Raw genomic sequence first — 12,930 nt, forward strand, 5'->3', positions numbered from 1 at the left:
GCTGGAAGCGGCGTTTCAGGGGCATTTCCGGTGGGTCAAACGCGATACGGAACTGCACGGTGTCAAACTGCCCGCGGGTAGCCGTATCTTCCTAATGTGGGCATCGGGAAACCGTGACGAGCGCGTGTTTGCAAATCCGGATGTCATCGATTTACAGCGAAGCAACGGCAAGAAGCACCTCACGTTTGGTCACGGCATTCACGCCTGCATAGGCCGCGAATTGGCACGCAGCGAAATTCGCATTGTGCTCCGGGAATTCCTGCAGCGTACCGAGAACCTGCGGCTGGACGGTGAAGCTCCGTTCCTAGCCTCGATGTTTGCTCACACCTTGCTGAAATTGCCCGTTGCCTTCGACCCCGTGCCGGCGGCAGTATCGCAAGGTAGGTCGAGCCAGGCGGCATAGTGCAGGGGGCATTGCGCGTAACAGCGGTTATAATTTGCGTTTTTTTAATTTCCTTGTCAGTCACACTGATATGTAAACGAAGGAGTCGATCGGCATGACCAAAGCTGCGCTGAACCCTCAGAACTTTGTTGACGCCGCGCTGGAAGTGATTGACGAGGTGGGCGTCGATAAGTTGACGATGCGTCGGGTCGCGCTGGCACTGGGAGTCAGCCCGATGGCCCTGTACAAGCACTTCGCTAACAAGGATGAACTGTTAGCGGCAGCGCTGGAAGAAATGATCGTGCGCGCCGATGTGCTGCCCACGCAGGATCTGCCATGGCAGGATTGGGTGAGACACGTCGCAAACGGTATGTATACCGCGCTGTGCGCGGAGACCAGTTGGGTGCCGCTGCTTGGCTCGCTGCGCCTCGGGGGGCAGGCCAACGCCGTTATCGATGCCTTTGTAAACAAGCTCTGCGCTGCCGGTTTCAACACCGAGCAGGCACTTGAGGCACTGTTTGCCATGCTTCAGCTTGTGATCGGTGCTGTGTGCCTACACGCCTCACTGCGGCCGTTATCTGCTGGAGCGCAAGGGGATGAGGCCCTAACGGCCCTTACCCATGCTTACCTGCAAAATGCCGACCGCCGGCGCCTGGAAGCTGCTTCGGATCTGGATAGGGTGGTTAGAAGGGATCAGCTAACGCTGGGGTTGCCGTTCCTGATCAGTGCGTTGGAGGCGCAGCTACCGCGCGGCTGATTGTCGGCTTTTAAGCGCTGGGTCTTGGATCGGTTTGTATAAGGAAATGCGGCGGGTAGAGAGATTTGTATTGCTCATAAAAGGAGCGCCGGTATTGGCGAATGGCGTGTCTACATCGCGCCAGCCAGAATGCAGGGCTCAGGCCTCAGCATTTTCCGGCGGCGAGATCAACACCTCCTGGTCCTGCGCATCCAATGTGATCAACTTTACCGGACGCTTCCAAATGTTTGCGATGTAAGTCAGCACTTTGCGCGCGCGCTCCAGCTCGAGCCCCCGGCCGTCTATGCCGCTTTCGTGGCGCAGCACAAGAGAACCGTCCGGTTTGAGTTCGTCGACGACAACGCGAGGTGCGCCGAAGTTGAACTTTGGTGCGAGAATATTCTCGTGAAGTGTGTCCAGGCTATTTTCAGCGACCTTGATTTCACCATTGCGTTTTGCATTAAACGAGAACAGCCGCATGTCGTCGGCCAGTTCACGGCTCAGGTGATTGCGTATAAAACCAAAATCGTCTTCCTGTTCCATGATTCGACGTGCTGTCTCGAGCCCTTGCTCGGCGATGATTTTTTCCCACATCACGTAGCCGACATGATAAGGGTTTAGCTTGAGTGCAACTTGCTGGTCGCCGGCATAGGGGCTGACAACGTCGGAATGGGTTTTCATGCAATCGACATACATGGAAGAGGGCAGAAAATCTGCTTCGCGCAGCAGGCGCGAATGCCAGTAGCTCGCCCACCCCTCATTCATGATCTGACAGTTAAATACTGGCTGGAAATACCAAGCTTCTTTGCGCACAGCGAGAAAGATATCCCGTTCCCAGTCCTCCATTTCCGGTGCGTAGTTCGCGATAAACCACAGGAGGTCTTTTTCCGGTTTTGGCGGTACAGGCAATGGCGTGGTGCGCGGTTCGCTGCTGGGGAATTCTTCTCCGGGAAGTTCGGCATAGCGGCCGTGAAATCCTTCCGCTGCTGGTTTGGTTTCGGTGCTGCGTTTGGTGGGGTATTTTTTTCGATTAAGTAGCTGCTGGGTGTCGATGTGCGGTTCCAGCGAGAGTGCGCAGTCGAGTACCTGCTCTACACGTTGCTCGCCGAATTCTTTGATGACTTCGTCAATGCGGTGGGCATGGGCCGCAGCCTGTTCAACGATATGGTAGCCAACCTGTTCCTGACTGCGGGCAAAGGAAATATTGTTGCGCGAGAAATCGGCGTGGCCCAGTACATGGGCCACTACCAACGTGTTTTCATGCAAGCTGTTGGTATTCACCAAGTAAGCGCGGTTGGGATTGCCGGGAAAAACCACCTCAAATATTTTTGAGTGCCCCATCCGGTGCTGAATCATCTGGTATATCCAGCGCAGCCCAAAAGACCAATGCGGCATCCGCACTGGCAGGCCGTAGACGGCTACTTCCATCATGAAGCTGGGCGGTACCAGTTCGAAATCTACCGGGAAAAAATCAAGCCCCTGATCTTTGGCTAATGCCTCCATTTTGGGAATGGTATCGGCCAGGGTGCTGTTCATGTCTGAACTCATACGTCCACCTGTTGTCGCGCAGCCTGATCGGTGAAAAAGGCCTTGATTGCCGGCCAGATATCGTTGTCACTCGCCAAAGAATAGCTGCCACAAGGGTGGCCGTTATCTGCCAGTTGTTGCCAGAGGCGACCTACTTCTGTGTTTAAGCGTCGCGTGTTACTGTGCGATACCTCGGCATAGCCCGCGAAGTTGAGTAGTGGTGCGAGTCGCGCCAGACTCGCGGCGGACTGCTCCCGGTCATTACTGAAATTTTCACCATCTGTTGCATAAAACAGGTAACAGTTGTACTGGGATGTATCGAAGCGATCTGTGAGCACTTGTTCCGCCAGTTCCAGCGCGGTAGATGACTTGGTGCCCCCCTGGCCGCTTACCTGGAAAAATTCTTCCTCTTCGAACTCAAAAGCTTCCACGCTGTGCGCGATGAATACCGTGTCAATATGACTGAACTGGCGTCGGATTCCCTGCAGCGCCCAAAAGAAAAAGCTCTTGGCCAGTTTGCGGCAGTGTTCGTCCATACTGGAGGATACATCCAGCAGGAATATCACTACCGCGTTGGTCGTAGGCTGTCGCTTACGTGCCAGCTGACGGAAGCGCAGATCGTCGTTGCTAATGGGAACGGGTGTGTCTGGAACGGCTGTGCGACGCTTGATCGCTTCTTTCATGGTGCGGCGTCGATCAAGCCGCGAGCGGGCGCCGCGTTTGTCCCAGCCCTCGCGCACGTATTCATCTACGTCGACATTGCTGCCCTCTTTAGGCTGAAGGTTGGGGAGTTTCAGCTCTTCCCAAAGCCAATCGAGGATATCGTCCGTTTTAAATTCGAGTACGAAGTCGAATTGTCCTTCGCCCTCGCCGCCGCCCTGATCTTGCCCGCCGGGCTGACCCGGTTGGGCTTGTCGTAAAGTATCGCCAGCATCGGCCTGTCCCTGGCCTGCGCCACTCTGCTCGTCGCTATTTCGAAGAGTAAAGCGGTAGTGCTCCAGAAACTTGACGGGAACTTGAACCGTACGATTTTCGGGTCGGGATAAAACATCGGACTTGGCGATCATTTCAGGAAGGTGCTCGCGCACGGCTTCCCTAACCTTTTCGTTGTGCCGCAACCAGTCACGAGTGCCGCGCGAAAAGAGATCGTACCAGTGTCTGTGGCTGTTTCCCTGACCACCATCCTGAAGAAACATGCCTCCTCCCAGCCCAACTGCGGGGCCCTTTGTGGCGCGCTTTTGCGCGCCGTTAGCACTCGCCTATTCTTGCGAGAGCAGCGTTGTTACATAGTTGAGTGCCTCGCGGGCACTGTGCTTGTCGTAGCCGTATTCCTTGATCAACCGTTCTTCTACCGCCGCGATTTTTTCCTGCGCTTCATCGTCCGGGCGTGAAATCGAACTCACTAACCGCAGTACATCGCGACGCTCTTCGAAAAGGTATTTTTCCATCGCCTCTTTCAGGCGAGCATGAGAATCGAGTGTGAATTTCTCGCCATTTTTGTAAGCCACCATGGCCTTGCGAACCACTTCTTGGCGGAAAGTCTGCTTGCCGGCGTCAGAGACATTGATCTTTTCTTCAACCGCACGCAGGAACCGTTCGTCTGGGTCGCGAGTTTCGTTGGTGATAGGGTCTTTCACCTCGCGTTTGTCGAGGGCCGCTTCTACTTCGTCTAGATACTTTTCGAGCAGACTTTCGCTTTCTTCCTGGAAAGAGACAAACAGCGCTTTGTGCACATCTTCCTTAACCCAGTGATTGTAGAAGTCCTTACGCGCTGTGACGAGAAAATCGACCCACTCGCGTTTCTGTTTTGCGTCCATTCGGGCGTCACTTTCAATCGAGTCTTTAAGCGTGACCAAGACTTCCATACTCGTTAGGCTTTCGGCTTCTGAGCGTGAGATCGCGTTAGAAAGCGCGTTGACCACGAAGCGGGGTGATACTCCGGACAGGCCTTCGTCCGGATACTCGTTGCGAATTTTCTCGAGTTCATTGCGTGAGAAGCCTTCCACATCATCGCCGGCGTAGAGTCGTACTTTTTTCGAAAGGTCGAGATCTTCGCGTTCCGACGGTTTCAGGCGAGACAGTACGGCAAACAGAGCGGCTAGGCGCAGTGCGTGTGGGTCGAGATGAACATTGCGGAAGGTCGGGGCCTGCGCAATTAACTTGCGGTAGATTTTCGATTCTTCGCGGTAGTTCATCGTGTAAGGAACCTGCACAATCACCATGCGATCGAGCAGCGCTTCGTTCTCTTTTTCCTGTAGAAATTTTCGAAATTCTGCGAGGTTAGTGTGGGCAATGATGGTCTCGTCCACATGGATCAGCGGGAAGCGAGAGACTTTTACGTTTTTTTCCTGAGTGAGTGTCAGCAACAGGTAAAGAAATTCGCGCTTAACTTTGAGAATCTCGATCATTTCCAGCAGGCCGCGGCTGGCAGAGTAAACTGCACCCGACCAGGACCAAGCGCGTGGATCGCCTTCATCGCCGAACTCGGAAACTTTTGCCAGATCGACAGAACCGATCAAGTCGGCTATGTCGGCGGTTGTCGGGTCATGTGGCGCGTAGGTGCCAACGCCCATTCGTTTCGATTCCGACAGAAAAATTCTTTCCACCGGATAGCGCATAAAATCGCCCTCGTACTCTTGCTCGAGGATCGATTGTGCGTAGGGAGATAGCTCGCCCTGAATGTCTACGCCATAGGTGTCTCGGAATTCTGCGCGCAGTGTGTGAGGAACAAGGCACAGTGGATTTTCGTGCAGCGGTGAACCTTTCAGTCCGTAAAGCGCCCCGTCGTCGGTATGGCTGTATTCCTCCATACCACGTTTCATCAAAATAACGAGGCTTGATTTACCCCCGGAGGGTGGGCCGAGCAGCAACAAAAGACGGCGTCCAACTTCAGAGCCCGCCGCAGCAGCCTTGAAATAGTCAACGATGCGTTGCAGCGCTGGGTCAATTCCGTAAAGCTCGCGGGAAAAAAGTTTGAGTTTTCCCTCGCCGCTTTCCTCGTTTGCCTGCATCCAGCGCAGCATGTCCCAGGTGTACTGGTGGCTGTTGCGAGTGGCCAGGGTGGGTTTAGGCTGAACTATTTGTTCCAGGTAATCCGCAAAGGTTCCTTCCCACTGTCGGGAGCGATGCTGATCGGTGAACGATTCCAGCGACTGGATAAACGCGTCGTGTCCGTTGTTGCTAGCCATGAGGACCTCCATGCCAACGCCATTCGAAAAGCGAAGCGGGGTTGCGGCGTTATCTGTTCCTGCTCCATTGGCTTAGAGCGGAACAACTGCACAAGGTTTCAGAAAACGTCGCAGATTTTCCACCTCGTCAGCTTTTGTTCTAGCACATATTATTCCCACGTGGCATAGGTAGAATCCGTTTTTTTGTTTTATTGGGGAATTGTGGGGAAAGCACTTCCCAGTGGGGAAAAAGACCGACATAATCACTTTTTTATGACGTGCAGTTTTATTTTTTTCGTTTTTCCCTCGCGTTTTAGCGCCTTCCCCAGTTAGCACTCAGACGGCAGCTTTGCTAACTTTCGATCTTTTGTCAGTGTGTACTGATCGCAATCACGCGCCATCAGTATTTCTCCTGAGTAGTAACAGGCCGCTTCCTGGCGCAGCTCGTCGATGTGGCGAGTATCGGCTGACAATTTGTCCCGATAGCGCTGGCTAAAGTGGGTCAGTGCCAGAAAGGGAACTCGCGCCTGTGCAGCGGCTTTGGCGACCTGCGCGGCCGTGCTGTGCATGTACTGAGTGCCAATCCGTGCCAGTACGTCTTCGGTAAAGGTAGACTCATGTACCAGAAGGTCGGTGTTTTTCAGCGCACTTACAAGCAACTCCGGTTTGTCATTGTCGCCACCCACCATGATTGCGCGCGGTTTCCATGAGGCTTCACACACATCTTCCGGGTTGACCACCTTGCCATTGTCCAGCCTTACTGAGTTGCCGTGTTGCAATTCGCCCCAGAGTGGACCACGCGGCACCCCTTTCGCGCGCAGTGCGCTTTGATTGAGTGCGTTGGGAGGGATTTCTTCGAATCGATAGGCAAAGCTTGGCACACGATGAGATAGTGTGTGGGCAGTGACTTTCAGTCGGTGGTCACTGAACACTTTCATCGATTGCGCGGCGCAATTGTCTGAGCGAACAAAATGTAGTGGGTAGCGCAGGGTGCTCACGTCGGTGTACTTGAGAGCAGCGGAAACGAACTGCTCTATCCCGTCGGGGGCACAGATTGTCAGGGGCTCCTTGCGGCCGCTCATATTGGCACTGGCCAGAAGGCCTGGCAATCCGTAGCAGTGGTCACCGTGAACATGGGTGATGAAAATTGCCTGCAGCTTTGCGAGGCTGTAATGGCAGCGTAATAGCTGATGTTGCGTGCCTTCGCCGCAATCCACCAGATACCAACTGCGATTTTCGCGCAGCGACAGAGCGAAGCCGCTGACATTGCGATTGCGCGTGGGAACACCTGCGCTCGTGCCGAGAAATGTAAACTTCATGCGGGCATTATAGCGTGGTATGGGCTTCAGGTATCGCCGTGCTTTTGCCGGTGCAGTGTCAGCGTGTGGCTCGATGGGGTGGCGGACAAAACGGCCATAATGCTGTCGATCAGATTGCTTGCCATGAACTTTGTGTCGGCAGAAAAAGAGGCATATTGCGTACTGGCGCGAAGCCGGGCGTGCTCAGATACGCCGTGGTAGGCCAGAATGTTCATGTGCACAATACGTTGCTCAACAATGGCAGGAGGCAGCGCGCTCAGGTGGCGTGCGGTAAACGCGGCGATTTTGCTCTCTCTGGCCAATTGCAGAGGATGTTTCTCTGGTGCCTGGTAGCCCAATGTATTGGTGGTAATCAATTCGGCGCTGATGTGAATATAGGCCTCGCCACCGTCTGCATCCTCTAGCTTCTCAATCAGTGGTTGCACCATGGCTGAGGCGATGATGGCTTCAGTGCTGTGATCGTCGGCGGCGAGCTCGTCGATCAGTGCTGCGCGACGCTGTGCTACGCCGGGCGCGTGCTTGTCGAATATCGCCTGCAGCAGGCCGTTTTTTCCGCCAAAGTGGTACTGGATCGCATTGCGGTTGCTCTGGCGGGCTGCGCGAGTAATGGTGTTCAGTGATACCCCTTCAACACCATGTTTTGCATACAGGTTTTCGGCGGCCCGAACGATAGCCTGCCGGGTGCGCTGACTGCGATTATCGCCGTTGGCTTGTGCGTTACTCAAAGTGGGTGTCCTGTCGGCCTGCGTTGGCAGGACGAATTGTCCGTGAAAGCGGCGGGTGCGTCGAGCACTCGCAGATCCCCTACATACGGGTGAGGCGTCGTAAAGCGTATTCCATATTATGGTTCGGCGAATTAGGATGATCTGCTGAACTCAGAATAAGAAGCGGCGCCTTCGGGTATCCGTTTTGGCTGGATTACCGTAGCAGGATGCCAGTGTGGCCCTGCGCGCCCGATACCGACAGATTGACAGGAAGGAGCAATCCATGAAATTTGCCTACCACCACAGTATGTGTCCACCCGAACAATACGTGCCATTGACTAAAGCGGCGGAAGAGATCGGTTTTGATACCGTAACCTTCCCGGACAGTATCTGCTACCCCAAGGAAGCGAGCTCCAAATACCCCTACAACGCCGATGGCAGCCGCGAGTTTCTCGACGGCGTGCCCTTTATCGAGCCATTTCTGCTGATGTCGCATCTGGCGGCGGTTACCGAGAAAATCCGGTTTTCCACCTCGGTGCATAAAACGGCAGTGCATGAGCCCGCCCTGCTGGCCAAAATGATGTCCAGTCTTGCAGTGCTCAGCGGCAACCGCTTTGACTACGGCGCGGGTATCAGCCCTTGGGGGGAAGATTTTGACGTGACCAATACCCCGTGGGAAAAGCGCGGTAAGCGACTGGATGAGATCATTGAAATCGTCAACGGCCTGATGAGTGGCGAGTATTTCGGATATGACGGCGAGATCTTCCAGATGCCGGCCATCAAGCTGTGCCCGGTGCCCACCGTGCGACCGCGCATTCTTGTAGGCGGTCACTCGAAGCCCGCGCTGCGCCGGGCGGCGCGGCTGGGCGATGGTTGGATTGCCGCCGGTGGTGATGCTGAATCCATTAAAGTGATGGTTGACCAGATCAACGAGTTCCGCAAAGAGTATGGCCGTGATCACCTGCCTTTTGAGTTTCAGGCCATGACGCAAGATGCCTACAGCCCTGACGGCATTAAGCGTTTGGAAGATATTGGTATCGATGAGGTGCTGGTGGCTTTCCGCAACGTTTATGAGGCCGAAGCCGACGATAAAACAGTGGAAGAAAAAATCGGCATGATGCGCTGGTTCGCCGACGAGGTGATTGCCAAGTCGCGTGGCTAGCACGCTACAATGCCCCCGCATGCAATAAAAACAGGCGGGGGCAATGAAAAAGCTTTACTGGTTTGGTGTAATTATTATTGTCGGGGTCGTCGCGTTGTTGGCGGCCCGTTCCTTTTTCGTCCCCCGCACGCTTGAACTGCCTGAGCTCAACGGTGAGCTGCATGCGGTAGAAACCAGTCACGACGGTTTGACGCGCCATTACCGCGTTTATGTGCCCGCGACCCTCCAGCCCCAAGCACCGTTGCTTTTTGTTTTTCATGGATCGCTGTCAACTGGTGAGGTTATGCGTGAGATGGGTGCGCGGCAATTTGATCGCATGGCCGACCAGCGAGGGCTTATCGTGGTCTATCCGGATGGCATAGAGCGCCATTGGAACGACTGCAGGGCATCTGCAAGTTATGCGGCCAACCAGCGAAATATCGATGATGTAGGCTTTGTTCGGCAGATGATAGAGGAGCTGGTGCGCGATCACCGGGCAGATCCGGCCAGGGTCTATGCCACCGGCTTGTCCAACGGAGGTCATATGGTATTGCGTCTGGCCTTGGAGGCGCCGTCGCTGATGGCCGGTTATGCGCCGATAGTGGCCAACTTGCCGGTGGACGACAATCTGGATTGCGACAAGCAGGGGCAGCCAGTCAATATCGCCCTGATCGAAGGTACTGACGACCCCGTGAATCCCTACGACGGCGGCGTGGTCAAATTGCTGTGGGACGACAGCCGGGGAGAGGTGCTTTCTGCGGCGCAAACGGCCCAGTATTTCGCGGATCTGGCCGGCTATACCAAGGGTCCTGAGCCCTTCGATCTGGCTGATACCGAGCCCGCAGACGACGGCTATATCAGCGCTCAGCTATGGTATGGCAGGACGCATCGCGTGGGCTTGTTCACTATGCAGGGTGGCGGCCATGTGCTGCCGAGCGTCAACACTAGCTTTGGTGTGCTTGGCGGTGATATTCGCGATGTGGACGCGGCCGATCTTATCTGGACATTCCTGACCGCAGACACACAGGCGGCGGGGTTGCCCTAATGTGTGTCAGGCGCTGACAAGTGAAGCAACGGGCGCCTTTACCGGACGTAATTTCTCGACAATATCGAACAGGTAAGCGGCGTGCTCTCGTCGTTTCGCCATTGGAACCATCAGCAGGTTTTGGGCGGCTCCCATAACCATATCAAACGCCATCTTGGTGATCAGATCCGGGGCAATGTCGCGGCGCACCTCGCCTTTCTTTTGCAGTGTGCGGATAAATTCATCCATCAGTACCCGAAACTGACTGATCTTTTCGATCTGGGTTTTCAGGCCTTCGCCACCGCGCGTCAGGCAATAGTGGTACAGGTTAAAGCGAACCCGCCACTCCCGGTCAGACTCTTCGTCGAGCGGCAGGCCGGAGGTGATCATTGGAATAAAGTAATCGAGGGATATTTCTTCCAGCTCGGCAATCGCGTCTTGCATGCGTTGGTCAATGCGCTGGTCTGCCCATTGGAAGGCCGCCATAACGATCTCTTCTTTGCTGTTGAAGTAGTGTGACAGTACACCAATGGAGCAGCCCAGCTCTTTGGCTAGCGCCCTGGTAGTAAGTGCTTCCAAACCTCGATCGGCAATCAACCGCGACGCAACAGAGGCTACTTCCTCTCGGCGACTGTCATGATCTACTTTTCGCACTCCCCACACCCCCGTTTGTTTTTTGAGCAATTGTGACAGTATACCCGGATTTGATGTTTTTTTATATCGAACGCTTGATATGTTTAGAGTCATTACATATCATCTGTTCAAAATAAACCGATTAACCTCGGCAACGACCGCAGGAGGAAGGGAACCAATGACTGAAGCAGTCGCTAACTACAAGCTGGCCAAAGACAACCACCAGCTTTCGCACATACCGGGCTCATTTGGCTGGCCAGTCATCGGCCACACGATCTCGCTGGTAAAAGATCTGTACGGCACTGTAGACAAGCAGTACAAGGAATTTGGCCCGGTTTCCAAATTTGGTCTGGCGGGGTTTAAAGGTGTGCTGCTGTGTGGGCCCGACCTGTATCAGCAGATCTATCTCGATAAAGAGAAGAACTTCTCGGCCGAGATGGGTTACATGGGTTCGCTGGGTCGCTTTTACAAAGGCGCGCTGTTGCTGCGCGACCACGAAGAGCACCGTTTTCAGCGCCGTATGATGCAGACAGCCTTCAAGAACGATGCCATGAAGGGTTACATCGACACCATGGGCCCGATGTTGAATGAGGCCGTGGAAAGCTGGGACGGACAGAAAGACTTCCACTTTTTCCCTGCCATCAAACAGGCGTTGTTGGATGTTGCTGCTACCATCTTTGTCGGGTTGGGCAAGGACGATGAGCGCGCCGATAAGCTCAACACGGCTTTCACCGATGTGGCCAACGGCCTCATGGGTCTGATCACCAAGGAGATTCCGGGTACGGCCTATGCCAAGGGCAAGAAAGGTGAGCGTTATCTTCATGAGTTTTTTGGTGCCCTGATCGACGAGCGCCGTAAAAACGATGGTATTGATACGTTCAGCTACTTCGCGAAAGAGAAAAACGAAGACGGTGAGTACTTCAGCGACCAGGACATTGTTGCTCATATGAGCTTCCTGCTGTTTGCCGCCCATGACACCACAACCTCCGCACTGAGCCATCTGCTTTATCATCTGGGGCAAAATCCTGAGATGCAGCAGCGCTTGCGTGAAGAAGCCCAGGCTATTGGTAAAGATTACCTCGAGTACGAGGATCTGGACCGGATGCCACTGGCTGATGCTGCTGTGCGTGAAGCACTGCGTCTGCACCCGTCTGTAATGATGATGCAGCGTCGCACCATCAACGATTGCGAGATTGGCGGCTATCACATTCCGGCCAACACCATCCTCTTCCTTGCGCCGCAATATGTGCATCGCATGCCGGAGTACTGGGATGAGCCTGAGAAGTTTGATCCTGATCGCTGGTTGGAGCCGCGCAATGAGCACAAACGGCACTCCTTCAGCTTTGTCGGTTTTGGTGGCGGTGCTCACAAGTGTATCGGTATGCACTTTGCGCTGATGCAAACCAAAAACTTCCTGCACCAGTTCCTAACGCGTTATGAATTCTCCCTGCCGGCGAATTTTGGCACCGAGATGCAGACTGTCCCCTTGCCAAAACCAGCTGACGATTTGCCTATGGTGTTAAAGCGTTTGAATGGGTAAACTTCGTGCCGGCGCAGAGCGGGCCTTGCTCGTTACTGCGTCGTAACCCGTTTAAAACGTTAAGAAAAAGTCAGTAACGGGCTGACCCAGTAGTCTGATTTTGGATTTCGACATGCATAAGCCCCGTTTGGTTTCTGCAGCGGCGGCGGTGCTCGTTTTGAGTGCCGGCGGCTTGCTAGCAACGCCTGCATTAACGCTCGCCGCGCCTGTGGCTATGGCATCTTCAGCACCGGTTATCGCAGTACCTGCCTTCAAGGATTTTGCGTCCCTCAACAACCACGGCACGTTTTCGAGCGGCGATCTGCAGCTGCCACTTCAGGGCTTGGAGTTTGCCAGTAGCGAGCCCGAACTGTCTCCCATGCTTGCCCCCATGCTTGCGCTTTACGGCCAATTGTTGACGCTGGAAGGCGGTGGTAGTGGCGGTATTGCGCTGCAGCGACTGCAGGCACGTTTAAGCGCGGATGTTGCTGAAAAAACGGGATTGCTGGATATCAACGAGGTACTCGCTGCTGACTTTGACGCGGTTGAGGTGGTGGCCATCAGTGCAGAGCAGCTGCGATCGTTGGGTATACAGGCCGGCGATATAGACAACTTGCCGTTGCTGGCGACACTGACAGATCAGGTGAAAGCCGCCATGATGGAATTGCCGCAAGGATTGAGCAGTATTGATGGTCCGGTGGCTCTGGCGATCTGGGGCCAAAACGGTCTCGCGTCATTGGTGATTCGAGCAAACTAGTTCCCTACACACGAAAAGAGA

12 protein-coding genes are annotated in these 12,930 nt (G+C 54.6%); 6 read left to right on the forward strand and 6 right to left on the reverse strand.

What is annotated here, in order from left to right:
* Positions 1-403: cytochrome P450 (locus tag AC222A_RS13045; protein WP_486775088.1), on the forward strand; the 403-nt coding region annotated here is incomplete at its 5' end.
* 94 nt (positions 404-497) lie between these two features.
* On the forward strand, positions 498-1,139 hold the full coding sequence (locus AC222A_RS13050) for a TetR family transcriptional regulator (protein WP_372810394.1): 642 nt from the start codon (positions 498-500) through the stop codon (positions 1,137-1,139).
* A 138-nt stretch (positions 1,140-1,277) separates the two neighbouring features.
* Here AC222A_RS13050 and AC222A_RS13055 read toward each other — a convergent pair whose 3' ends face one another.
* The 5 genes from AC222A_RS13055 to AC222A_RS13075 form a co-directional block, all read right to left on the reverse strand.
* Entirely contained in the window at positions 1,278-2,666 is a 1,389-nt protein-coding gene (locus AC222A_RS13055; protein WP_372798457.1) for a SpoVR family protein, read from the reverse strand.
* Positions 2,663-3,841: a DUF444 family protein gene (locus AC222A_RS13060; protein WP_372749394.1), complete on the reverse strand. Its 1,179-nt coding sequence runs from the start codon at positions 3,839-3,841 to the stop codon at positions 2,663-2,665. The genes AC222A_RS13055 and AC222A_RS13060 overlap by 4 nt, the downstream gene beginning before the upstream one ends.
* A 63-nt stretch (positions 3,842-3,904) precedes the next feature.
* Positions 3,905-5,833, reverse strand: a complete 1,929-nt coding sequence (locus tag AC222A_RS13065; protein ID WP_372759057.1) for a serine protein kinase — start codon at positions 5,831-5,833, stop codon at positions 3,905-3,907.
* 308 nt (positions 5,834-6,141) lie between these two features.
* Positions 6,142-7,131, reverse strand: a complete 990-nt coding sequence (locus AC222A_RS13070) for a ribonuclease Z (protein WP_372748535.1) — start codon at positions 7,129-7,131, stop codon at positions 6,142-6,144.
* A gap of 26 nt (positions 7,132-7,157) precedes the next feature.
* Positions 7,158-7,856, reverse strand: coding sequence for a TetR/AcrR family transcriptional regulator (locus tag AC222A_RS13075; protein WP_486775089.1), 699 nt, complete (start codon positions 7,854-7,856; stop codon positions 7,158-7,160).
* 262 nt (positions 7,857-8,118) lie between these two features.
* Between AC222A_RS13075 and AC222A_RS13080 the strand changes: the two genes are divergently transcribed.
* On the forward strand, positions 8,119-8,997 hold the full coding sequence (locus AC222A_RS13080) for a TIGR03619 family F420-dependent LLM class oxidoreductase (RefSeq protein WP_372748537.1): 879 nt from the start codon (positions 8,119-8,121) through the stop codon (positions 8,995-8,997).
* Positions 8,998-9,040: 43 nt separating this feature from the next.
* Positions 9,041-10,021: a CE1 family esterase gene (locus tag AC222A_RS13085; RefSeq protein WP_372748538.1), complete on the forward strand. Its 981-nt coding sequence runs from the start codon at positions 9,041-9,043 to the stop codon at positions 10,019-10,021.
* 6 nt (positions 10,022-10,027) lie between these two features.
* On the opposite strand, the gene AC222A_RS13090 is transcribed toward AC222A_RS13085, so the two are convergent.
* The gene (locus AC222A_RS13090; RefSeq protein ID WP_372748539.1) at positions 10,028-10,654 is read right to left on the reverse strand and encodes a TetR/AcrR family transcriptional regulator; all 627 of its coding nucleotides are present in this window, start codon (positions 10,652-10,654) and stop codon (positions 10,028-10,030) included.
* A gap of 157 nt (positions 10,655-10,811) precedes the next feature.
* Between AC222A_RS13090 and AC222A_RS13095 the strand changes: the two genes are divergently transcribed.
* Both AC222A_RS13095 and AC222A_RS13100 read left to right on the forward strand, forming a co-directional pair.
* Positions 10,812-12,173 (forward strand): cytochrome P450, encoded by a 1,362-nt coding sequence (locus AC222A_RS13095; RefSeq protein WP_372758362.1) that lies wholly within the window; start codon positions 10,812-10,814, stop codon positions 12,171-12,173.
* Between the two features lie 112 nt (positions 12,174-12,285).
* Complete coding sequence (locus tag AC222A_RS13100; protein ID WP_372748541.1) at positions 12,286-12,909, forward strand: hypothetical protein; 624 nt, start codon at positions 12,286-12,288, stop codon at positions 12,907-12,909.
* Positions 12,910-12,930: the final 21 nt, after the last annotated feature.

The organism is Litorivivens sp. (assembly GCF_057445395.1).